General features: G+C 44.2%; 22 protein-coding genes and 2 tRNA genes. 19 read left to right on the top strand and 5 right to left on the bottom strand.

The genetic code is table 11. From position 1 onward, the window contains the following. Positions 1–166: 166 nt before the first annotated feature. The 13 genes from gltX (at position 167) to ABL924_RS01605 (ending at position 11740) form a co-directional block, all read left to right on the top strand. The gene (gltX, locus tag ABL924_RS01665; protein WP_349025324.1) at positions 167–1570 is read left to right on the top strand and encodes a glutamate--tRNA ligase; all 1404 of its coding nucleotides are present in this window, start codon (positions 167–169) and stop codon (positions 1568–1570) included. Between the two features lie 47 nt (positions 1571–1617). Continuing rightward, positions 1618–1693 (top strand) — tRNA-Ala (locus ABL924_RS01660). Positions 1694–1727: 34 nt separating this feature from the next. Beyond that, positions 1728–1803, top strand: a tRNA-Glu gene (locus ABL924_RS01655). 206 nt (positions 1804–2009) lie between these two features. Beyond that, positions 2010–2732 (top strand): DUF445 family protein, encoded by a 723-nt coding sequence (locus tag ABL924_RS01650; protein ID WP_349025323.1) that lies wholly within the window; start codon positions 2010–2012, stop codon positions 2730–2732. After that, entirely contained in the window at positions 2732–3508 is a 777-nt protein-coding gene (locus ABL924_RS01645) for an alpha/beta fold hydrolase (RefSeq protein ID WP_349025322.1), read from the top strand. Before ABL924_RS01650 ends, ABL924_RS01645 begins: the two co-directional genes overlap by 1 nt. 246 nt (positions 3509–3754) lie before the next feature. Next, entirely contained in the window at positions 3755–3997 is a 243-nt protein-coding gene (gene hfq / locus ABL924_RS01640) for an RNA chaperone Hfq (RefSeq protein ID WP_349025321.1), read from the top strand. A 69-nt stretch (positions 3998–4066) separates the two neighbouring features. Next, positions 4067–5332, top strand: coding sequence for a ribosome rescue GTPase HflX (gene hflX / locus ABL924_RS01635; protein WP_349025320.1), 1266 nt, complete (start codon positions 4067–4069; stop codon positions 5330–5332). A gap of 190 nt (positions 5333–5522) precedes the next feature. Further along, positions 5523–6764, top strand: coding sequence for an FtsH protease activity modulator HflK (gene hflK / locus ABL924_RS01630; RefSeq protein ID WP_349025319.1), 1242 nt, complete (start codon positions 5523–5525; stop codon positions 6762–6764). Then, a complete protein-coding gene (hflC, locus tag ABL924_RS01625; protein ID WP_349025318.1) occupies positions 6764–7630 on the top strand; it encodes a protease modulator HflC in 867 nt (288 codons plus the stop codon). The genes hflK and hflC overlap by 1 nt, the downstream gene beginning before the upstream one ends. A gap of 156 nt (positions 7631–7786) precedes the next feature. Then, positions 7787–8977, top strand: a complete 1191-nt coding sequence (locus ABL924_RS01620) for an ATP phosphoribosyltransferase regulatory subunit (RefSeq protein WP_349025317.1) — start codon at positions 7787–7789, stop codon at positions 8975–8977. A 14-nt stretch (positions 8978–8991) separates the two neighbouring features. Further along, positions 8992–10284, top strand: coding sequence for an adenylosuccinate synthase (locus ABL924_RS01615; protein ID WP_349025316.1), 1293 nt, complete (start codon positions 8992–8994; stop codon positions 10282–10284). A 34-nt stretch (positions 10285–10318) separates the two neighbouring features. Continuing rightward, entirely contained in the window at positions 10319–11044 is a 726-nt protein-coding gene (gene dnaQ / locus ABL924_RS01610) for a DNA polymerase III subunit epsilon (protein WP_349025315.1), read from the top strand. Positions 11045–11404: 360 nt separating this feature from the next. Beyond that, entirely contained in the window at positions 11405–11740 is a 336-nt protein-coding gene (locus ABL924_RS01605; RefSeq protein WP_349025314.1) for a hypothetical protein, read from the top strand. Positions 11741–11998: 258 nt separating this feature from the next. Here the strand turns inward: ABL924_RS01605 and ABL924_RS01600 are convergent, their stop codons facing one another. From ABL924_RS01600 to smpB, 3 genes are all read right to left on the bottom strand, one after another. Next, entirely contained in the window at positions 11999–13828 is a 1830-nt protein-coding gene (locus tag ABL924_RS01600; RefSeq protein ID WP_349025313.1) for a DEAD/DEAH box helicase, read from the bottom strand. Between the two features lie 372 nt (positions 13829–14200). Then, entirely contained in the window at positions 14201–14560 is a 360-nt protein-coding gene (locus ABL924_RS01595; RefSeq protein ID WP_349025312.1) for a HopJ type III effector protein, read from the bottom strand. Positions 14561–14585: 25 nt separating this feature from the next. Further along, positions 14586–15071, bottom strand: coding sequence for an SsrA-binding protein SmpB (gene smpB, locus ABL924_RS01590; RefSeq protein WP_349025311.1), 486 nt, complete (start codon positions 15069–15071; stop codon positions 14586–14588). Positions 15072–15215: 144 nt separating this feature from the next. Here smpB and ABL924_RS01585 point away from each other — a divergent pair, with 144 nt between their 5' ends. The 3 genes from ABL924_RS01585 to ABL924_RS01575 are packed head-to-tail and all read left to right on the top strand — an operon-like array spanning position 15216 to position 17299. After that, positions 15216–16577, top strand: coding sequence for a sodium-dependent transporter (locus tag ABL924_RS01585; protein WP_349025310.1), 1362 nt, complete (start codon positions 15216–15218; stop codon positions 16575–16577). Between the two features lie 3 nt (positions 16578–16580). Beyond that, on the top strand, positions 16581–17012 hold the full coding sequence (locus ABL924_RS01580; protein WP_349025309.1) for a type II toxin-antitoxin system RatA family toxin: 432 nt from the start codon (positions 16581–16583) through the stop codon (positions 17010–17012). Positions 17013–17026: 14 nt separating this feature from the next. Further along, positions 17027–17299 carry an RnfH family protein gene (locus ABL924_RS01575; RefSeq protein WP_349025308.1) on the top strand — a complete coding sequence of 91 codons (273 nt, stop codon included), beginning with the start codon at positions 17027–17029 and terminating at the stop codon, positions 17297–17299. Positions 17300–17668: 369 nt separating this feature from the next. Here the strand turns inward: ABL924_RS01575 and ABL924_RS01570 are convergent, their stop codons facing one another. Together ABL924_RS01570 and ABL924_RS01565 are read right to left on the bottom strand one after the other, a co-directional pair. Then, entirely contained in the window at positions 17669–18232 is a 564-nt protein-coding gene (locus ABL924_RS01570) for a chalcone isomerase family protein (RefSeq protein WP_349025307.1), read from the bottom strand. Next, positions 18202–18753: a nuclear transport factor 2 family protein gene (locus ABL924_RS01565; RefSeq protein WP_349025306.1), complete on the bottom strand. Its 552-nt coding sequence runs from the start codon at positions 18751–18753 to the stop codon at positions 18202–18204. Before ABL924_RS01565 ends, ABL924_RS01570 begins: the two co-directional genes overlap by 31 nt. A gap of 137 nt (positions 18754–18890) precedes the next feature. Here ABL924_RS01565 and ABL924_RS01560 point away from each other — a divergent pair, with 137 nt between their 5' ends. The 3 genes from ABL924_RS01560 to ABL924_RS01550 are packed head-to-tail and all read left to right on the top strand — an operon-like array spanning position 18891 to position 21834. Then, entirely contained in the window at positions 18891–19826 is a 936-nt protein-coding gene (locus tag ABL924_RS01560; protein WP_349025305.1) for an acyl-CoA desaturase, read from the top strand. Then, the gene (locus tag ABL924_RS01555) at positions 19823–21067 is read left to right on the top strand and encodes an FAD-dependent oxidoreductase (protein ID WP_349025304.1); all 1245 of its coding nucleotides are present in this window, start codon (positions 19823–19825) and stop codon (positions 21065–21067) included. The genes ABL924_RS01560 and ABL924_RS01555 overlap by 4 nt, the downstream gene beginning before the upstream one ends. Continuing rightward, the gene (locus tag ABL924_RS01550; RefSeq protein ID WP_349025303.1) at positions 21064–21834 is read left to right on the top strand and encodes a DUF1365 domain-containing protein; all 771 of its coding nucleotides are present in this window, start codon (positions 21064–21066) and stop codon (positions 21832–21834) included. The genes ABL924_RS01555 and ABL924_RS01550 overlap by 4 nt, the downstream gene beginning before the upstream one ends. The last annotated feature ends 10 nt before the right edge of the window (positions 21835–21844 follow it).

Here is a 21844-nt window from a genome sequence, read left to right as displayed (position 1 = left end):
AAGCGACACCTTACATTTTCACATCCCTGTATTCTGGATTCCGGCAATCCCTGCCGGAATGACGATATAATTTAGGAAACTCTGGATTAAGTCCTTCGACAAGCTCAGGACGAACGGATGATTTTTCTTAAATTAAAAAACTACTTTTTACAATATCAAACAAAAAATGACCATCAGAACAAGATTTGCCCCTAGCCCCACGGGCTATTTACACGTAGGTGGTGCACGTACCGCGCTATTTTCCTGGTTGTATGCCCGTAAACATCAAGGAAAATTTATCTTAAGGATTGAAGATACCGACCTAGAGCGTTCCACCCAGGAATCCGTCGATGCCATTTTACAGGGCATGGACTGGCTGGGCTTGACCTATGACGAGGGGCCTTATTACCAAACCCAGCACTTTGAACGTTATAAGGAAGTCATCCAGCAATTGCTAGGCCAAGGTGACGCTTACCGTTGCTATTGCAGCAAAGTAGAATTGGAGCAGTTACGCGAAGAGCAGATGGCGAACAAGGAGAAGCCGCGTTATAACGGCAAATGTCGTCATTTGACCGAGCCCCAATCTGACAAGGAATCCGTTGTGCGCTTTAAAAATCCTGTGGATGGTGCAGTCACCATTAACGATTTGGTCAAAGGCGATATTACGGTTGCCAACAAGGAACTGGACGACTTGATTATCGCCAGGACGGACGGCTCGCCGACTTATAACCTGACGGTGGTAGTGGACGATATGGATATGCAGATTACCCATGTTATCCGTGGCGACGACCATGTTAACAATACGCCTAGGCAAATCAATATCCTCAATGCGCTGGGTGCAAAATTGCCCAAGTACGCGCATTTGCCGATGATTTTGGGTTCGGATGGGGCGCGACTGTCCAAGCGTCACGGTGCGGTTAGCGTGATGCAGTTCCGTGATGAAGGTTATCTACCTGAGGCCTTATTGAATTATTTGGTGCGCTTAGGCTGGTCGCATGGCGATCAGGAAATATTTTCGATTGATGAGATGATTGCCAATTTCAGCCTGGAAGCCATCAATGTATCGGCATCCGCTTTCAACATGGAAAAATTGTTGTGGCTGAACCATCACTACATAATGAACAGCGCCCCTGCTCACGTAGCCAAGCATTTGGCTTGGCATTTTGAGCAAAGAGGGATTGATTTGGCACAAGGTCCTGATCTTGTCGATGTGGTCTTAGCGCAGAGGGAACGCTGTAAAACCTTGGTCGAAATGGCGGCAGCGAGTGTTTATTTTTATCAGGATTTTGACGGGTACGATGAAAAAGCGGCAAAAAAGAATTTTACGGCAGGTTCCGATCTGGTGCTATCAAACCTTCATGACGAGTTTTCACAGTTGCAAGACTGGGATCGTGAAGCTTTGCACACAACTGTTATCAGCTTCGCCGAAAAAATGGCAGTCGGTTTGGGGAAGGTCGCGCAACCATTGCGGGTGGCGGTGTGTGGATCGGCAATGTCGCCATCTATAGACCTTACCTTGTCATTGCTCGGTAAAAAAACCACCTTGGCAAGGTTGGAAAAGGCAATCAAATACGTGCAAAGCTTAAATTAGTTCTGGACATAAACGGTAATTGTTGTAGAATGCGCGGTCTGAGTTGAGGGGCCATAGCTCAGCTGGGAGAGCGCTTGCATGGCATGCAAGAGGTCAGCGGTTCGATCCCGCTTGGCTCCACCAAATAAGAAAGTTCCATTGAGACTAAACGAGTTTAGTCCCCATCGTCTAGTGGCCTAGGACACTGCCCTTTCACGGCGGTAACAGGGGTTCGAACCCCCTTGGGGACGCCATATATTAAGGCTGTCATTTGACAGCCTTTTTTATGCCCAAAATTCCATTACTGGTCTTTTTGAGTAATTCTTCTTATGCGACTGGCAATTATTAAGGTGAGTTTTTAAACAGAACCTTGAAATTCAAACGCATAGCTACCATTATCAATACGCCTTTATTTCAGTTTTGGCTAATCACCTGACTTAAGAACCACCCATTTTTAAAAATGAAAAAAATAGTTAATAAAAGTTTTATGACCAACTTTCTTTCGTTGGTCATTATTGCGGTTGGCTATGTTGCCCCTGTATATCAGGAGCTGATCAAATCGATCGGTTATTTCGCGTTATCGGGTGCAATTACCAACTGGTTGGCGATTTATATGCTGTTTGAAAAAGTGCCTTTGTTGTACGGTTCTGGGGTAATCCCCAATCGTTTCGAAGAATTCAAAATATCTATCAAGCAATTAATGATGGAGCAATTTTTTACTCCCAGCAATATAGAGCAGTTTATCGAAACTGAAGAACAGCAAGGCAGTAAAATGTTAAATCTTGAGCCATTGCTCAAAGCAGTTGATTACGACAGGATTTATGAAAGCCTAGTGACATCGATCATGGCCTCCACATTTGGCGGCATGTTGCAGATGATGGGTGGCGCGGAAGCCTTATTACCGCTAAAAGAACCGTTCACTGAAAAAATGAAGCTTACTCTGGCCGATATGGTTGAGTCTGATCGCTTTAAGATGGCGTTAAAACAGGGCTTAGATGCACACAAAATAGGCTCCGATATTGTTGATAAGATTGAAACAGTTATTGATAAAAGGCTAAACGAATTAACGCCGCAGATGGTAAAGGAAATGGTGCAAAATATTATTCGTGAGCATTTAGGTTGGTTGGTGGTGTGGGGTGGTATCTTTGGCGGTTTGATGGGCGTATTGTTTATTTTTACTTAATGGAAACCGTCGCTTTAGCTTATGAGGAATTGGGACAAGATAATCCAGTCCCTCTCATCATCCTGCACGGATTTTTTGCTTCATCACGTAATTGGCGAAAAATTGCCGAAAGGCTTGCAGGTTTGTTTCATATTTACGTGTTGGATATGCGTAATCACGGGCTGTCACCGCACCATCCGATAATGGATTATCCCAGTATGACTGCTGATGTGCTGCGGTTTATGGATACCCACGAGCTTGCAACCGCTCACGTTCTGGGGCATAGCATGGGTGGTAAGATTGCGATGTGGCTGGCGTTGAATCATCCTGAACGTACGAGCAAATTAATCATTGTTGATATTTCGCCCAAAAGTTACACGCACAATTTCGATAAGACCATTCATGCATTAATCGATTTGCCGCTGGCTACTATCCAGCATCGTAAGCACGCAGAGCAAATGCTGACTAAGGACATACCAGAGCTCGACTATCGCCAATTTCTGATGCAAAATCTAGTCTTAGAAGACGGCAGTTATCATTGGCGAATTGATTTGGCTATTTTTTTGCTGATGGCACCGAATATCGTTGCTTTTCCAGAAATTCAAGGTATGTCGCCATATTCAGGGCGGACGCTATTCGTTGCTGGAGCAAATTCTTCCTATCTCACTCAAAAAGATACGCTACACTTGTTTCCGAAAGCTTTATTTAAAACAATTGCAGATGCTGGGCATTGGTTACACGCTCAACAACCAGAAATTTTTACGGAAGTGGTTGAAAAATTTTTACAAAGGGGGTAGAAATTACTCCTTGCTATTGTAAAAAATGCAGACATAATTGAACTTTGGCACTAATCCGCAATCAAGGCTGTTGTTTGGATTTGTTCATAAATTGATACAAGTACACATTCAGAGTTGCGATGGAACTTTACCTTTTGATATCTGATCCTGCAAAAGGTGATGTTAATTTTGTAGCTGTACAAGATTGATGGGCAGTGGAACTGCTTGTTTGCTAATAATTAAAAAATAAATATAAGGAGAAATCGGATGTCAAAAGGTCAAAACTTACAGGATAATTTCCTGAATGCACTCAGAAAAGAACATACGCCCGTATCCATATTTTTGGTCAACGGCATCAAATTACAGGGTAAAGTCGATTCTTTCGATCAATACGTCATTATGCTTAAAAATACTGTCAGCCAGATGGTTTACAAACATGCAATCTCAACGATAGTTCCAGCTAAAACCGTAAAGCTGACGCGGGATGATGAATCTCCAACTGAGGAATAATCCTGTCAACACGAGTGTTTGCTGTTAACAATACGAGTTTTAAAAGCGGAGCAGTAATGAGGTATTTAATTGTTTGATCGCCCGGATTCGGGCGAACGGGCAATTCTTGTTCATCTAAGCTTCCGCGCCCATCAAGAAGATCTCCTGGAATTAAAAGAGCTGGCAAAATCGGCAGGTGCTGATCCAGTTCACGTCGTCATAGGCAGTAGAAAAAGCCCAGACGCTAAATATTTTGTCGGCAAAGGTAAGCTGGAAGAGCTTAAAAGTGCGGTTGAGGAATACTCTGCGGATACCGTTTTATTTAACCATGCCCTATCACCCAGTCAGGAAAGGAATCTTGAAGGATTCCTAGGCGTTAGAGTGGTGGACAGAAATGGTCTTATATTAGATATTTTTGCACAGCGTGCGCAGTCATTCGAGGGCAAATTACAGGTAGAACTGGCGCAGTTGAAGCATCTTTCTACCCGCTTAGTACGTGGTTGGACGCATTTAGAGCGGCAAAAAGGCGGTATCGGTATGCGTGGGCCTGGTGAAACCCAGCTAGAAACCGACAGGCGGCTGGTGGCGGTGCGGATCAAGCAAATCCAAAAACGCCTGGACAAAGTTGACAAGCAACGGCATCAAGGCCGCAGCAAACGTAAGAAAGCTGAAATCCCCTCAGTATCATTGGTAGGTTACACTAATGCCGGAAAATCTACCTTATTCAATAGCTTAACAGGCGCTGATATATATGCCGCTAATTTGTTGTTTGCAACTTTAGACCCCACGCTACGCAATTGTCGCCTACCCAATAATACCGATATTGTGCTGGCTGATACAGTGGGCTTTATTCGCCATTTGCCTCATGAACTCGTCGCTTCGTTCAAATCTACCTTACAGGAAGCCAGCGAAGCGGATTTATTGCTGCATGTGGTCGATGTTAATTCTGAGAACCGGGATGGCATCATCAACGAAGTTAAACAGGTGCTAAGTGAAATTGGCGCCGATAAAATTAAGTGTATAGAAGTCTTCAATAAAATTGATTTGCTGGATGACAGGCAACCCAGGGTAGATCGGGATGATGAAGGCAATCCGATAAGGGTTTGGCTTTCCGCAGAAACAGGGCAGGGCATTGACTTGTTGTTGAATGTTTTGGCAGAACAGTTTGAACCAACAAAAAACAGACGAAAATGTTATCTCAGATCAGACCAAGGCCAAATCAGGGCTAAATTATTTACTTGCGCAAAAATTATTGACGAGCATATTAATGACTCGGGAGGTAGCGACTTGATAATTGAGATAGATAACAAATACCTAGGTTTATTGATCGCCATCCAAACCGAAGAAATAAAGTAGAAATCAATTGCGTTTTATTAAAGCCTCACTGCTGTTTGACACTCTAAAGTGGTGTTTTCGGGAAGATTAGCAGTGAGAATTCGATTAATTACGATACAATGTCAGGATTGCCAAAATAGCACTCTAGTCGTTAAAACAACAATATCCTGAGTGATAGAAGATAATAAATAATCCAATACGGAGCAGAAATATGTCGTGGAATGAGCCAGGCGGTGATAAAAAAGATCCTTGGAGTGGTCGAGGCGACCAAAAAAGACCGCCCGATTTAGATGAAGCAATTCGGTCGTTACAAGAAAAACTGAGCAATATTTTTGGCGGTACCAAAAAAGGCGGCGACGGCGGTGGTTCTCCTGGCGCGTTCTCTACTGGCAACATAATGAAAAATATGGGAATTATTGCCGCTTCCGTGCTGGTTCTATGGATGTTGAGCGGTTTTTACATCATAGACGAAGGCGTGCAAGGTGTTGAAACCCAGTTTGGCAAATACACCAGGACAACAGATTCCGGTCTAAACTGGCACTTACCTGCACCTATTGAACACGTCGAAAAAATTAATGTGCAACAACAACGCTACATTGAAGTGGGTTATCGCTCAGGTGGAAGTGGTACAGCACAAGGTGCAGTAGCCGTCCCCAAAGAAGCGTTAATGCTGACCAAAGACGAAAATTACATTGACGTGCAATTGGCAGTTCAGTATCAGGTCAAAGACGCGAAAGCCTTACTTTTCAATCTGGTCAATCCCGAAGCCACACTAAAACATGTCACCGAAAGCGCATTACGCGGAGTCATCGGCGGCAGTAATATGGATTTCGTTTTGACGGAAGGTCGTAGCGAAGTAGTCGCTCAAGCCAAAAAAGAAATTCAAGAAGTGATGGATGCTTATAATTCGGGCGTACAAGTCACCAGTGTCAACTTACAAGATGCCCAGCCGCCTGAGCAAGTGCAAAATGCTTTTGAAGATGCCATCAAAGCACGAGAAGATCAGCAGCGCTTTATCAACGAAGCCCAAGCTTACGCTAATGATGTCGTGCCAAAAGCGCGTGGTGCGGCGGCAAGAAAGTTACAAGAAGCTGAAGGTTATAAAGAGCAAGTCATAGCCCAGGCAGAGGGCGAAACCAACCGCTTCACCAAATTAGTGACGGAATACAAAAAAGCGCCCGAGGTAACCAGAAAACGGCTATATCTTGAAGCAATGGAAACCGTCATGTCTGAAACCAATGCTGTAATGATAGATGTTAAAGGCGGCAATAACATGATGTATTTGCCTTTGGACAAAATGATTCAGCAAAAACAAGCAATGGTTCAATCCGAAGAAGCCACTACACAGCCTGAAATAGACCGCCGATCACCTAAACATGCCGTTGTAGAAGAAGAGCAGCAGCAAGTGATTGATAGACCGTCAACGCGTGGTCGTGAAGGAAGGGGACGATAATGTTAGAGAATAAAATAGCCTTAGGTGTTGGTGCGTTGGTGGTTCTTGCCATGATGTGCGTATTCACAGTGGGGCAAACAGAGAAAGCCATTAAATTCAAGCTAGGTCAAATCCAAAAATCGGATTACGAGCCGGGTTTACATTTCAAATGGCCATTTATCAATAACATCAAGAAATTTGATGCCAGAATCCAAACCATGGATTCTAAACCTGAGCGTTTTTTAACGGCTGAAAAGAAAAACGTCATCGTTGATTCCTTTGTTAAATGGCGTATTGGTGATGTTAACAAGTTTTATACCGTCGTTTCTGGAGACATAGACCAAGCTAATTTACGCTTAGATCAAATCATCAAAGATGCTTTTCGAGGTGAATTTGGTAAGCGTAATATCAAGCAACTCGTGTCAACAGATCGTCATGATATACGTGAAATTTTGATCACAAACTCAAAGCCACTGGCTGCTAAGTTAGGCATGGACATTGTTGATGTCAGGGTAAAACGCATTGATTTACCTGAAGAAGTCAGCAGTTCCGTGTTCCGACGCATGGAAGCAGAACGGGAGCGGGTTGCCCGTGAATTCCGTTCGCAAGGTTCTGAAGCGGCTGAAAAGATACGTGCGGATGCAGACAGGCAACGCGTCGTTACCTTAGCTAACGCATTCCGAGATTCAGAAAAGTTACGGGGCGAAGGCGATGCAAAATCAACTGATATTTATGCGAAAAGCTATGGTGCTGACGCTGAGTTTTTCACTTTTAGCCGCAGTTTAAACGCATACAAAAAGACTTTTGCTAATTCAGGTAGTATGATGGTTATTGATCCTGATTCTGATTTTTTCAAGTATTTTAAAAATCAGGGTTCAGGCAAATAAGCTCAAGTTAAGAAAGTTAGTTAAGATCACTCTGTTGCTGGGCTAATCTACGGCACTTACATAAGTGCGTGGTGATGCCCGTTACAGATAAAAGATAAAAGATAAAATTAAAACGCTCCTTTTTGGAGCGTTTTGTTTGAGTAGACACTGAAAAATATGCAACAAAAAGATTCCTGGTTGTTACCCGAAGGCATAGAAGAAATACTGCCCCAGGAAGCAGCGTATCTTGAAAACCTCCGCCGGAGCATACTCCAACTATTTACTTGCTGGGGCTATGAGCTGGTTATTCCCCCGATGATTGACTTCATTGATTCCCTGCTGACAGGTTCAGGACATGACTTGGATCTACAGACATTCAAGCTAACCGACCAAATTAGCGGCAGAACGCTGGGTTTCAGGGCGGACATGACTCCGCAAGTCGCCAGAATGGATGCTCATCATCTTAAGCATGAATGGCCGACGCGGTTGTGTTACGTAGGTACGGTGCTGCACACACGCTGCGATCCGTTAGAAAAAACCCGTAGCCCCATGCAAATCGGTGCCGAGCTTTATGGTCATGCTGGTATTGAGAGCGATGTCGAAGTCATCCGTTTGATGCTAGAAATGCTAGCTTTAACAGGGCTACTGAATGTGCATCTGGACTTGGGGCATGTTGGAATATTCCGTGCGTTGTCCCGGCAAGCGGGTTTGGATCATAATCAAGAAAGCCTGTTGTTTGATATTCTGCAACGTAAAGCCAGGCCTGAACTTGAAGAATTGATGTTCGATTTTGCCATCAACGAAGATGTAAAAGAGATGTTTTTAAAGCTGCCTGAGCTAAATGGTGGACAAGATGTGCTTAATAAGGCGCGTATTGTGCTGGCAAAAGCAGACGCACAAGTCAAACAAGCCTTAGCCAATTTAGAAGCCGCAGCCGATTTATTGACCAGCCGTTTTCCGACCTTACCCATCAGTTTTGATTTAGCCGAATTGCGTGGCTATCATTACCACACTGGGGTAGTATTTGCGGCGTTTGTGCCTACAATTGGAAGGGAAATTGCCCGTGGAGGTCGTTATGATAATATTGGTGCGGTGTTTGGTCGTGCGCGCCCGGCAACGGGTTTTAGTTCCGACCTCAAATTATTAGCATCGCTTGCTAAGCAAACCGCCCAAGATCAGCCTAGTCAACGAATCTTTGCGCCTTATCAAGATATTACCGAACTAAACGAAAAAATAAGAGATTTACGCGCACAGGGTCACATTGTGATCCAGCAATTACCTGGGCAATTGGGTGCGGCAAAAGAATTAGGTTGTACGGCTGTTTTGGTTCTTGATAACCAAAATTGGGTTATCCAGGCATTAGATTAAGATTTGGAATAAGCATGGGAAAAAATGTCGTAATTATAGGTACCCAATGGGGTGATGAAGGCAAGGGTAAGCTGGTTGATTTGCTGACTGAGCAAGTCCATGCTGTTGTGCGCTTTCAAGGCGGTCATAACGCCGGCCACACCTTGGTTATAAAAGGTAAGAAAACCGTCCTACACCTGATTCCATCGGGCATACTTAGGGACAAGGTTGAATGTATGATCGGGAACGGAGTCGTGCTTTCGTTAAATGCCTTGATGGAAGAAATCGAATTTCTCGAAAATGCCGGAATTCAGGTCAAAAACCGCCTATTAATCAGCGAAGCCTGTACCTTAATCTTGCCAGTCCATGTCGCGGTCGATAAGGCTCGTGAAAAAGCGCGAGGCAGCAAAGCTATTGGTACAACCGGTCGCGGTATTGGTCCAGCATATGAAGACAAGGCTGGGCGCAGGGGCTTAAGGGCTGGGGATTTACTCAACCCAGCGATTTTTGCCGAAAAGCTTAAAGAATTGCTGGATTACCATAATTTCATGTTAACCGGTTACTACCAGGCTGAAGCGGTCGATTATCAACAAACCCTCGATGAAGCACTCAAGCTGGGCGAGCAAGTCAAACCGATGCTGACCGATGTCAGCGAAGCTTTATATAAATTTCAAGCACAAGGTAAAAACCTGTTGTTTGAAGGCGCACAAGGCGCATTACTGGATATAGATCATGGTACATTCCCTTATGTAACCTCATCCAGCACCACAGCGGGAGGCGCTGCTACCGGTAGCGGCATCGGACCTTTAGACCTACATTATGTATTAGGCATTACCAAAGCGTATTCAACCCGTGTTGGTAATGGCCCATTCCCTTCCGAATTACATGATGCCAATGGTGAACATCTAGGCACCATAGGCCATGAATTCGGCGCGACGACAGGTCGTAAACGGCGTACCGGTTGGTTTGATGCGGTGGCTATGCGTAAATCGGCAAAACTCAATAGCCTGAGCGGAATCTGCCTAACCAAGCTGGATGTGCTAGACGGCTTGCCAAAAATCGGCATTTGTATCGGTTACAAACTGAACGGAGCAGTGACTGACACAGCCCCTTTGGGTGCCGAGCAATACCAGCAATGCGAGGCGGTCATAGAAGAAATGCCCGGATGGAGTGGTATTACGGCCGGTGTCACAGACTATATTGCCTTGCCTGAAAACGCCAAAGCTTATATCAAGAGAATTGAAGCGTTAGTCGGAGTCAAAGTAACTATTCTGTCTACCGGTGCGGAAAGAGACGAGACTATTATACTTGAGGATCCCTTCGCTTAATCTTTGTCCTGATATTTAGAATAAAAGATATGTAATGCCAAGTCCAGTCGTTTCAAACCGCATAGTAGTCCTCGATACAGAAACCACTGGGCTGAGTCCGCAAGAAGGTCATCGCATCATAGAGATTGGTTGCGTTGAGCTGGTCAATCGTCGGCTTACCGGCAATCGCTTTCACGTCTATATTAATCCTGACCGGGTTATTGATAGAGGCGCTATTGAAGTGCATGGCATAACCAATCAATTCCTGAAAGATAAGCCCCATTTTGAAGATATTCATGACGATTTCATCGCATTTATCCAGAGTGCTGAACTCGTCATTCACAACGCACCCTTTGACGTTGGCTTCATTAACCATGAATTTGCACGCTTAAAGGACAAGGCCAGAACCTTGGCAGATTTCAGCACCGTGTTCGACACCCTGGCTTTCGCCAGAAAAAAGCATCCAGGGCAGCGCAATAGCCTGGACGCCTTATGTAGACGGTACTCAATAGACAACAGCCACCGCGAATTGCACGGCGCGTTGTTGGATGCTGAAATTCTGGTCGATGTATTTTTATTGATGACGGGCGGCCAATCATCCTTGCTGGATGAAAGAGAATCGACAGATCAAGAATCGAGAAATACCCACAAACCCAAACAGTTAGCTAACAATCGACCTGCGCTAACAGTCGTTTATTGTAACGAAAAAGAATTGACCGAACACCAGCAACGTCTGGATGCTATCGAAAAAGCAAGTGGTCTATGTTTTTGGAAGCAATAACTTAAACGACTATTGAGTGGTTTCGCTTTAAACCGTAATGCCAAGACAATTACTGAGGGATCGCCGGTTAATTGCTAAAGCAAGCAAGCCTGCAAATCAAACCTCGTTCTGTAGGATTTAATACCTCCATTCCGCTGTATTTCACTAAAGCCTCACTCCAAGGATTTTTATCCTTACCCAGCGATACCTTATATTTAGCACATCTTATCGCATTAGGTATTCATACCTATATCAACAACTGTCTTATAAAAATATAATTCTCAAAAAAAAGTGAGTATAAGTAGGGTGGTTGAGTCGCAATCAAATGAACATTAAATTTAGTATTAACCAAATAAAAAAGGAAAAACAATGAAAAATATTATGATAATTATCCTCTCCCTTGCCACCCTGACGGTGCAGGCGACCGAAAGACATGGGGCTAAGAGATGCTCTGCTAAACCAAGTGCAATTGTTACAGCTTGTGATTTGAAAGCCTACTCGGTAACTCGTCCAGGAACGGTGGCGTTTGCTGTATTTCAGGGAGCGGTCATTGGGATGAGGGCGGCGGTAACGCCTCAATTGTGCGCCTACACTATAACCGATGCCGACTTGGTGGCAGCTGTCCAATCCGAATTAATAGCAGCGGTAGATTGTACGGAACAAGCAGCAGCCCTAGTTTCAAGAATACTTCAAAACTCTCCGTCATCTTGCTTGTAAGAATCGAGTCTCACTTTAACAAATAACTAGAGTTAGGATTGGTTGGAGAACGAAGCTTAATCATTATTCGCGAATTATGATGAGCTTCGTATCTTGTGAAATACCCTACCGGTATAAGTAATCGGATAGGTTATAAAGAATTACATGGCTATATGCTTTACACAGGTTAGTAACTATCAAAATCTGTAATTTCAATGGGTTAATTAAACTAATTACCCTTTGAGCTCTGGCTTGTTAACAGCCATGAAGGATTAAATGTTACGCATCAACTTCTTTCGGTTTGGCTCGTCTGGAAGTTGAACTGATTCTTTTCTTGCTTTTGTCCACTTTTTTGGCGGTATCGTCAGGTTTATGTTTCGCAAAACCTGTGTCATTATCAGCAGCACCGCCAAGCTTTGAAATATTAAGCGCTTGCCCGACGACTCTGACTTTCTTTAATTCATTAAACAATTCTTTGGGCATACCGGCGGGTAATTCCACTGTGCTGTAATCCTGCTCGATCTTGATACGGGCGATATGGTCGCCGTCTATGCCGGTTTCATTGGCGATTGCGCCAACAATATTGCCGGGTTTTACGCCGTGGGCGTGGCCGACTTCAATGCGGAAGGTTTCCATTTCAATGTTTGCACCACCAGCGCGACGTGGTTTACGTTCTGCTTGTGAGCGTTCAAAGCGTTCTGGTCTGTCTGACCTATCTGATCTGGGCGGTCTGCTGTCTCTACTCTCCCTATCGTCCCGACTGTCTTTAGGTCGTTTAGGTAAATTTTGCATTAACAAAGGTGTGTCGCCTTGCACTAGCTTTGCTAAGGCAGAAGCTATTTCGAGTGCAGTAACATTATGTTCTTGCTCATATTGTTCAATAAGCTGGCTGAAAAAACTTAACTCTTCTGCAGCTAGGGTATCGGTGATGTTTTGTTTAAAACGGGAGATGCGCTTATTGTTAATGACTTCTGTCGATGGCAAACCCATCTCTTCCACCTTTTGTTTGGTGGCTTTTTCAATGTTGAATAACAGTTTTCGTTCTCTGGGTGCGATAAACAAAATAGCATCACCTGTGCGTCCTGCGCGGCCTGTCCTGCCGATACGATGAATATAAGATTCGGTATCGTAAGGGATGTCATAATTGACGACGTGAGTAATACGGTCTACATCCAATCCACGGGCGGCGACATCGGTGGCAATCAAAATATCCAGTTTGCCGTTTTTAAGGTGGTTGATCGCCCGTTCTCTGAGCGTTTGCGACATATCGCCATTAATAGCAGAAGCTGAATAACCTCGTGCTTCCAGTTTTTCGGCGAGTTCTACCGTGGCAGTTTTCGTCCTGACGAAGATAATCATACCATCGAAGGTCTCGGCTTCAAGTATGCGGGTGAGGGCATCCAGTTTATGTACACCACTAACCAGCCAAAAGCGCTGACGGATATTTTCTGCGGAAGCTGTTGTTACTTTGATGGTGACTTCTTCGGGTTCGTGCAGGTATTTCTGGGCAATTTTGCGGATAACCGAAGGCATGGTCGCTGAGAACAGGGCGATTTGCTTCTTTTCTGGCAATTGATCCAAAATCCATTCGACATCATCGATAAAACCCATGCGTAGCATTTCATCGGCTTCATCAAGAACCAACACACTCAAATTGTTTAAAAGCAATGTGCCACGGCGCATATGATCCATGACCCGACCCGGAGTGCCGACGACGACATGAGCGCCACGCTTGAGTGAGCGTAGCTGTGTGCTGTAATCCTGTCCGCCGTAAATAGGTAAGACATGAAAACCTTTTAAATGCGCTGCGTAACGTTGAAACGCTTCTGCCACCTGGATGGCAAGTTCCCGTGTGGGTGCTAATACTAGGGCTTGAGGGTCTTTCTTTTTTAGGTCAATGCGTGACAATATGGGTAACGCAAAAGCGGCGGTTTTACCTGTGCCGGTTTGGGCTTGCCCCAGCACATCTTTGCCTAGCATCATGTGTGGGATAACCCGCGCCTGAATGGGCGAAGGAGTTTCATAGCCGACATCATCCAGTACTTTAAGTACGGGTTCAATCAAATCTAAATCATGGAAGGAGGGTATAGGAGAGACATCGTTGGACATTAATTTACCTGTTGGTAGAGGGAGGATGCGCGGTAGCGCGATAAGCTATGATACACAGTCGAATCATTCAAGTGGGCTACGGTCGATTAGCCAAGGCTTGGCGAATTCAAGTCCATTTACCAGATTAACAGGGGGAAGGAGCAGAATTGATTGTCGGCACGAATAACCTAGCTCTAAAGCTATTCTACGATTATACAACAATTTTGATGATTTTTACTAATTAAAACAATAGGGTCAATTAGTGGGGTTAATAAGCAGACTCGATAGTAGGATAAAGCAACCTTGAATGATTGAAGTAAAAACCTCTTATTCTGCGAACTTCATTAAGATATATCTTAAGTGGTTCTGATGTTCGAGTTGATAAAGCTAAAGTTATTTTATTTTTAGCGCCAAATCCTCGCCATTAAAAAGAACACCTTCCCAACCATACTGCATAAAATTTCTGATATTTTGGTGGTTTGTACCATTTGGGTTAGGCAATACATCTGTGCGGTAAAAATCACCAAACAGGCTTAAGGTTTGTTGCTGGCTCAGATGGTGAATTTTGGCGAAGGCAAAAATTTTGCAAGAGCCTTCGTTAGTGCCAGCCGGATTGACCAAGATATCGCCATTCAAACCGTTACTGAATTCAGTGGGTTGGTAATAGTAATTTTCAGTAATGACAATGATGGTTTCATGGAAGCTGACAGGTTCGTCTTTTGTTATTTTTGCTAAAAATTTCTCTATAGTCATAAGCAAATATCCGGTTTTATGTAATTTAGGCGTGTTTCATAATGCGTCCTTTCTCACGTTGCCAGTCGCGGTCTTTGGAGGCGGCACGTTTGTCGTGTAACTGTTTGCCTTTAGCTAGACCAATTTCGATTTTAGCGCGACCGTTTTTCCAATACATAGACAGCGGAATAATGGTGTAGCCTTTGCGTTCAACAGCGCCAATTAGCTTATTAATCTCATGCCGGTTGAGCAACAATTTTTTGTTACGGATAGCATCCGGATTTACATGGGTTGATGCCGATAGCAATGGCGAAATATGGGCGCGGGATAGCCAAGCTTCCCCGCGTTTTAATACCACATAGCTTTCTTTCAGTTGTATTTTACCATCTCTTAGGCTTTTGACTTCCCAACCTTCCAAGACTAGCCCTGCCTCAAAGCGTTCTTCAATATGGTATTCATGCGTCGCCTGACGATTAACGGCAATGTTGGCGTTTTGCGTCGATTTTTTGTTGTTGGTCTTTTTATCGGCCATAGCGGTGGATAGGGGATTTATTCTGGTATAAAGTATATTCTTGCCATTTTACTCGATATGCTAATAATAATGACTTTTTATTGGAAGGTGTTTAAAGACGCAGGAGCTTTTAAAACACGTTCTTAAGGACTTACAGGACTAACTATGATGGACGAAAAAAAATCACAACACGGAGAATGGTCTTCGCGGTTTGCGTTTATTCTGGCGGCGACGGGTTCGGCGGTTGGTTTGGGCAATATTTGGAAGTTTCCTTATATAACCGGTGAGAATGGTGGCGGCGCATTCGTGCTGGTGTATTTGCTGTGTGTGCTGTTGATTGGCATTCCCCTGATGATGGCAGAAACTCTGTTAGGTCGGCGTAGCAAGGAAAATCCGATACACACGATGGAGATTCTGACCAAAGAGGCGGGTGCTGATAAAAACTGGCATTATCTTGGTTGGTTAGGCGTAGCTGCCGGATTTTTAATTCTGTCTTATTACAGCGTGATCGCGGGCTGGGCTTCAGCTTACGTGGTCAAAGCCTTTTTTGGCAGTTTTTCTGGTGCTAATCCCAGTGAAATCAAGGCAATATTCGACAATTTTGTCGCCAGCCCTATGCAATTAATCTTCTGGCACAGCCTGTTCATGTTGGCAACCATGCTGATTGTGGTGAGGGGGATTGAGAAAGGTTTTGAGAAATCAGTCAGATTTCTATTGCCGTGGCTGTTTGCCTTGATGATTTTGATGGTCGGTTATGCGATGACCACTGATGGGTATTTTAAAGGGCTTAACTTTCTGTTCAGACCGGATTTCAGCAAGTTGACCGCCGATTCCATCCTAGTCGCAATGGGTCAGGCGTTCTTCAGCTTGAGCTTAGGCATGGGGTCCATTATGGTTTACGGCGCGTATCTGCCCAAAGATGTGTCCATAACCAAAGCATCAATGATTATTGCCGGAGCGGATACAATTATCGCTTTGTTGGCAGGCATCATCATATTTCCTATTGTGTTCAGCAATGGTTTGCACCCCAATTCCGGCCCCGGCTTGGTATTTGAAACCTTGCCGATTGCGTTTGGCAATATGTTTGGCGGTTGGTTGGTTGGCATTTTATTTTTTGTTGCCTTGGTATTTGCGGCGCTATCTTCTTCCATTGCGTTGATTGAACCGGCTGTGGCTTGGCTGATCGAGAATAAGGGCTTTACGCGTGAAAAAGCCTGTTTGTGGTCGGGTTTAGTCGCATGGGCGTTGGGTTTCGCTACTATTTTCTCATTCAATATTTGGGCAAACGTCAAGCTGTTTGAACGAAATCTATTTGAATTGATTGATTATTTAACTGCCAACCTAATGTTGCCTATCGGTGGCTTCTGCATCGCTATCTTTGCCGGATGGATTATGCATCAGGAACACAGCAAGCAGGAACTGGACTGTCCTGACAACCTAAGCTACAAAATATGGCAATTTTTGGTTAGGTATATCGCCCCTGCCGCAGTGTTTTTGGTGTTTCTGAATGTGGTCGGGGTGCTTTAAGGTATGACGCTCGTCCAAAAAAGTGCATTAGTCAAATATTCAGCTCGGCAAATGTTTGATTTGGTTAATGATATTGAAGCTTACCCACAGTTTTTGCCTTGGTGTTCTGGCAGCCGTATTATCAAACGCGAAGACGATGTCGTCGAAGCGGAGCTGATGATTTCCAAAGGTGGTTTTAAAAAGTCTTTTTCCACACGGAACACTATTGATATGGGTGGCAGAATTACCGTGTCCTTATTGAACGGCCCCTTTTCCCATCTGGACGGCGTGTGGAATTTTATGCCTTTGCGGGAGGATGCCAGCAAAATCTCCCTGGATTTGGAATTTGAAATGTCCGGCGTGTTGGCAAGCCTCGCGTTTGGCGCGGTGTTTAACCAGATCTGCAATACGATGGTGGCTTCTTTTACCAGTCGCGCCAAAGAAGTCTATGGCTGACGGGGGGAGCAAGCTTGATTGAAATTGAAGTCGCTTATGCCAAGCCGGAAGAGCAATTTATCGTCACCCTTAACGTGTCGCAAGGAACGACGCTACAACAAGCGGTGGAGTTATCGGGTTTGCTGTCACGTTTTCCCGAAATAAGCATTCCAGCCTTGAAGCTGGGCATTTTTGGTTCCGCTTGTAAGTCGGAACAGGTTGTAAAACAAGGCGATAGGGTGGAAATCTACCGCTCTTTGATTCACGATCCTAAAGAGGCTAGGCGGCAACGGGCGATTAAGAAGTGAGCACCGCCGATGTTCTAGCCAAAATGGTTGCACAATTTTATGAGATATCGGCACAAGGCAGTGCTTGAGAACGAGTGTAAGTGTAGTCGTAAGTCATTTTTGCTCATGATGTTGAAGTTCCCACCAGCTAATCTATGCCACTTAAAAAAATCTGGCATTGTTAATCAAGTATAGCTTTTAGCTCACCGTCCCATTTGAGCATCAAAAGAATGACGGAATATTTAAGCATGTACTTGCTTTTGCTACAGCACTTCGATTTAATTATGTCCACATTATGAACGTCATAAGTAGGCATAAGCGCAACACTGTGTTCAAAAGGTGACTGTACCGAGATCTTCTGGAGGTCGCGCATAATTCGTCTCTATCCATCTATTTTCCTGACAACCTTGTTGTTAGCAGGCTTTTCTTCAAGTCTTCGGAAAACGGCTCTTTACCAAACCAGACGTTGAAATATGCCACGCCTTGCTCTGCATTAGATATTGAACCCAACAGTTTTTGGTTTAAAAACAATTGTAATCCGGCTTTACTATCAAACACCAAATCGTAATAATCGCCTTCCTCGACATCATGGTAGTTTCTGTTAAAGCCTCTAAATGCTTGTTCCCATTGAGCATATTGTTGACCTAGATTGATCTTCAAGTATTCGTCCGACGCTTCCCTGAATGCCTTTGCGGGGATGGCTTTCTCATAAGCAAAGCGTAATTGCTTGGGTGATTGGGTAAAGATATTGTTGATGTATTGGCAATCTTCCAAATACAAAGCGGCATTGCCGACGTGAATTAACCGGAAGGCTTTTAATTCTGCACGGCTACAATGTATCAGTTTTGCTGATGATGTCTGTATGGTCGGCGGGAATAATTCCTCCGCATGTATTGCGATTGATACCAACCCGATAACGCCGATCAATAATCTTGTAAGACACTTTTTATCCATTGCAATAGCCCTCCAATAATTGGAATGTTTTGATAAAAACCTTGGGTGCTGTCCCAATAATCTTGGTGCATGATGATCTTACCGTCACCATCAAAACGCAAATGGCTGATCCCGATTGAGTGGACATCACGCTGTTGACCCAGGATAGTGAACTGGGTACGCATCGACCATCTGACCAGGATATCATTGTTTTTTTCGTAGATCTCCAGTACTTTAAATTGCATTGAATCCAGCGAATCCTGCGTATGTTGCAGATATTTCTGCACGGCTTGTCGGTCATGCAAGGTGACAACGGTATCATTAAAGTACAGCTTTTCAGCATAAGCCTTGGCAACATTGTCTGCCAGAGCGTTATCTTCTAATTGATTGTAAACATTAATAAATGCGTTAATTTTTGTATTAGATTTTATGTTGGAATCGGCTGGAGAAAGCACCAAGTAATCGGCAAATACATCTTGCTCAACGGTTTTGCAAGCATTCAGTGATAACAACGTGACAATAGTCAACAGGGTAGACTTCATCGACAACTCCGGCTTATTTACAATTCTATTGTCTCCAATACGTCTACACCAAAACGTGAACGAAAACGACGATTACGTTCACATAACTTTCACACGCAGTACTTTCTAATATGGCAACTGTATAATGAGGTGTACGGATGTTTAAAATCCAATTTACCAAACTGCTGAGTTGGTTTGATAGTAGCAATATCAAGGTCAGTGAGAACACCAGCGAAGTCATAGATTGGCTTCGGGTGATTCCGTTTATCTTGATGCACTTTGCTTGCTTGTTGGTTTTTGTCTACGGTTGGAGTCCAGTTGCTTTATGGATTGCATTGTTCTCCTATTTGATCCGAATGTTTGCAATTACCGCGTTTTACCATCGCTATTTTTCCCATAAAGCCTTTAAAACCAGCCGTGTCTGTCAGTTTTTATTTGCGCTGCTGGGTGCAACGGCAACCCAACGTGGTGCAATCTGGTGGGCGGCACATCACAGGCAGCATCATTTGTATTCGGATCAAGATAAAGATATTCACAGCCCACGGCACGGTTTTTGGTGGAGCCACATGGGCTGGTTTTTGTGCTTGAAAAACTTCACCACCCGTGAAAAATTCGTCCGCGATCTTATCAAATTTCCCGAATTGCGTTGGTTAGACCGTTTCGACATTCTGATTCCCATATTGTATGGCATTAGCATGTGGGGCTTGGGCAAATGGTTGTCGATAAGCTACCCGGAACTCCATACCAGCGGCGGGCAGATGATTGTATGGGGTTATCTTATTTCCACTATCGCATTGATCCATTGTACTTTATGCGTGAATTCACTGGCGCATGTCATGGGTTCAAAACGCTATATCACAAACGATGATAGCCGCAATAATGGTTTGATTGCGTTCCTGACTTTGGGTGAAGGCTGGCATAACAATCATCATCATTATCCCGTTTCGGCACGGCAAGGATTTTTCTGGTGGGAAATTGATGTCAGTTATTATCTGTTGACCCTAATGGCTTACCTGGGCTTGGTCTGGGATTTGCAGCCCATACCTGTGGAACGGTTGCGGTCTAATTTAATCTCGCAGAAAGCAGAAAGATGAAAATTGCAATTGTCGGCAGTGGCATTTCTGGCTTGTATGCAGCGCATTATTTAAGCAAGCAGCATGAAGTCACGATTTATGAGGCTAACCCATATCCCGGTGGCCACACGGATACCCATAATATTTTTCTGACTGATCGCTATGTTGCCGTGGATACCGGATTCATTGTGTTTAATGAACACAATTACCACTATTTCTGCCAATTTTTGCGGGATTTGAATGTTGCTTCGCAACCATCGGACATGAGTTTTAGCGTTACCGATGCTAAAACTGGGCTTGAATACAATGCGACCACAATGGACAAGTTGTTTTGTCAGCGACGCAATCTTTTTAAGCCACGATTTTACCGAATGATCTTTGATATTATGCGGTTTTACAAGGAAGCACCGACCGTATTGGAAAATGCGAGTGATTCCTCCTTGACGCTTGGCGAATATTTAACGGAACACCACTACAGCAAGGCATTTATCGACGACCATATATTGCCGATGGCTTGTGCTTTATGGTCTGGCCCACCCACTGTCGTCAAACAATTTCCTGCCAGATATCTGGTCGCATTTATGGCAAATCATGACATGCTAAAAACCAAAGATAGGCCATTATGGCGTACCGTAAGTGGTGGCTCTGCCACTTACATCAAGGCATTTATCCAGCAATTCAAAGGAGAATTGAAATTGAATTGCCCAGTGCAGTCGGTATCTCGAACTAAAGCAGGCGTAACGATAGCAACGGCGGGGCAGCAGGAACAATATGATCGGGTAATTATGGCATGCCACAGCGATCAAGCCCTGGCGTTATTACAAGATGCGACGAGCAGCGAAACTGAAATTTTAAGTGCGATGACATTCCAAGAAAATGAAACGGTACTTCACACAGATGTCAGACTGATGCCAAAAAACCCTAAAGCCTGGGCGAGTTGGAATGCTTTGAAACTGGACGAGCAACAAGCCCGTTGCACGGTCACGTACTATATGAACCTTCTGCAAAATTTGGATACGCCAGAACCTTTAATGGTCACGCTGAACTGCACGGATCGGATCAATCCTGCCAAAATCCTGCAAAAACGGCTGTATCATCATCCCGTCTACACGCCAGCCAGTTTGACGGCGCAAAAGCGACGGGATGAAATAAACGGCAAAAATTTCACCTATTACACCGGTGCTTATTGGGGTTGGGGCTTCCATGAAGATGGCGCAAAAAGCGCACAGGAAGTTGTCGATTTAATCAGTCGGGCTGCATGAAAACCTTAGATAGCCGACTGTATGTGGGCTGGATAAGACATCGACGGTTTTTACCCAAACTGCACGACTTTAAGTACCCGATTTTTATGAGTTGGCTTGCGCTAGATGAGATCGAGCTTGTGACGGCAAAAAGCCGAGTATGGTCATTGGAGCGGTTTAATTTGGTAAGTTTCTATCGAAAAGATTATCTCGGACAGAACGATGACGATTTGCAGGAAACCGTCAAAGCGCAGTTACAAAATCATACTGGCCAGCCCTTCAAGGGCAGGATTTATTTGTTAACCCATTTGCGGTATTTGGGTTTTTGTTTCAATCCAGCCAGTTTCTATTTTTGCTACCCTGACCAAGCCGAACAACCACGCTACATTATTGTGGAAATCCATAATACACCGTGGAACGAACGCTATTGTTACATCTTGGATACCCAACAATGTCAGGCGCACAGCAACGATCGCTGGCAATTTGAATTCGACAAAGCCTTTCACGTTTCGCCTTTCATGCCGATGGAGATGCACTACGAATGGCGGTTTGTTCTACATAAAGAAAATCTCACCATCCACATGGTATTGCAGCAAAATGATGAAAGCTGTTTTGATGCTACGTTGCAGCTTAAGGAGCAAGCGATGACCACTCAAGCCATGCGGTCAATTCCCTTACGTTTTCCGCTGATGACTTTGTCGGTCGTTATGTTGATTTACTGGCAGGCATTGTTATTGTGGCTAAAACGGATTCCTTTTTACAGCCATCCTGATAAAAAATCCGAATAACTTCTGGAGA

Source organism: Methyloglobulus sp., assembly GCF_040079455.1.
GTDB lineage: Bacteria > Pseudomonadota > Gammaproteobacteria > Methylococcales > Methylomonadaceae > Methyloglobulus.
This window is presented reverse-complemented; position numbering and strand designations above follow the sequence as displayed.

Coding starts and splice junctions, on each gene's coding strand:
- ABL924_RS01615 (WP_349025316.1), top strand. CDS start 8,992: ATGGGAAAAAATGTCGTAATTATAGGTACCCAATGGGGTGATGAAGGC.
- ABL924_RS01595 (WP_349025312.1), bottom strand. CDS start 14,560: ATGACTATAGAGAAATTTTTAGCAAAAATAACAAAAGACGAACCTGTC.
- ABL924_RS01555 (WP_349025304.1), top strand. CDS start 19,823: ATGAAAATTGCAATTGTCGGCAGTGGCATTTCTGGCTTGTATGCAGCG.
- hflC (WP_349025318.1), top strand. CDS start 6,764: ATGTTAGAGAATAAAATAGCCTTAGGTGTTGGTGCGTTGGTGGTTCTT.
- hfq (WP_349025321.1), top strand. CDS start 3,755: ATGTCAAAAGGTCAAAACTTACAGGATAATTTCCTGAATGCACTCAGA.
- gltX (WP_349025324.1), top strand. CDS start 167: ATGACCATCAGAACAAGATTTGCCCCTAGCCCCACGGGCTATTTACAC.
- ABL924_RS01620 (WP_349025317.1), top strand. CDS start 7,787: ATGCAACAAAAAGATTCCTGGTTGTTACCCGAAGGCATAGAAGAAATA.
- ABL924_RS01550 (WP_349025303.1), top strand. CDS start 21,064: ATGAAAACCTTAGATAGCCGACTGTATGTGGGCTGGATAAGACATCGA.
- smpB (WP_349025311.1), bottom strand. CDS start 15,071: ATGGCCGATAAAAAGACCAACAACAAAAAATCGACGCAAAACGCCAAC.
- ABL924_RS01650 (WP_349025323.1), top strand. CDS start 2,010: ATGAAAAAAATAGTTAATAAAAGTTTTATGACCAACTTTCTTTCGTTG.
- ABL924_RS01580 (WP_349025309.1), top strand. CDS start 16,581: ATGACGCTCGTCCAAAAAAGTGCATTAGTCAAATATTCAGCTCGGCAA.
- ABL924_RS01600 (WP_349025313.1), bottom strand. CDS start 13,828: ATGTCCAACGATGTCTCTCCTATACCCTCCTTCCATGATTTAGATTTG.
- ABL924_RS01645 (WP_349025322.1), top strand. CDS start 2,732: ATGGAAACCGTCGCTTTAGCTTATGAGGAATTGGGACAAGATAATCCA.
- ABL924_RS01560 (WP_349025305.1), top strand. CDS start 18,891: ATGTTTAAAATCCAATTTACCAAACTGCTGAGTTGGTTTGATAGTAGC.
- ABL924_RS01585 (WP_349025310.1), top strand. CDS start 15,216: ATGATGGACGAAAAAAAATCACAACACGGAGAATGGTCTTCGCGGTTT.
- ABL924_RS01570 (WP_349025307.1), bottom strand. CDS start 18,232: ATGGATAAAAAGTGTCTTACAAGATTATTGATCGGCGTTATCGGGTTG.
- ABL924_RS01605 (WP_349025314.1), top strand. CDS start 11,405: ATGATAATTATCCTCTCCCTTGCCACCCTGACGGTGCAGGCGACCGAA.
- dnaQ (WP_349025315.1), top strand. CDS start 10,319: ATGCCAAGTCCAGTCGTTTCAAACCGCATAGTAGTCCTCGATACAGAA.
- hflK (WP_349025319.1), top strand. CDS start 5,523: ATGTCGTGGAATGAGCCAGGCGGTGATAAAAAAGATCCTTGGAGTGGT.
- ABL924_RS01565 (WP_349025306.1), bottom strand. CDS start 18,753: ATGAAGTCTACCCTGTTGACTATTGTCACGTTGTTATCACTGAATGCT.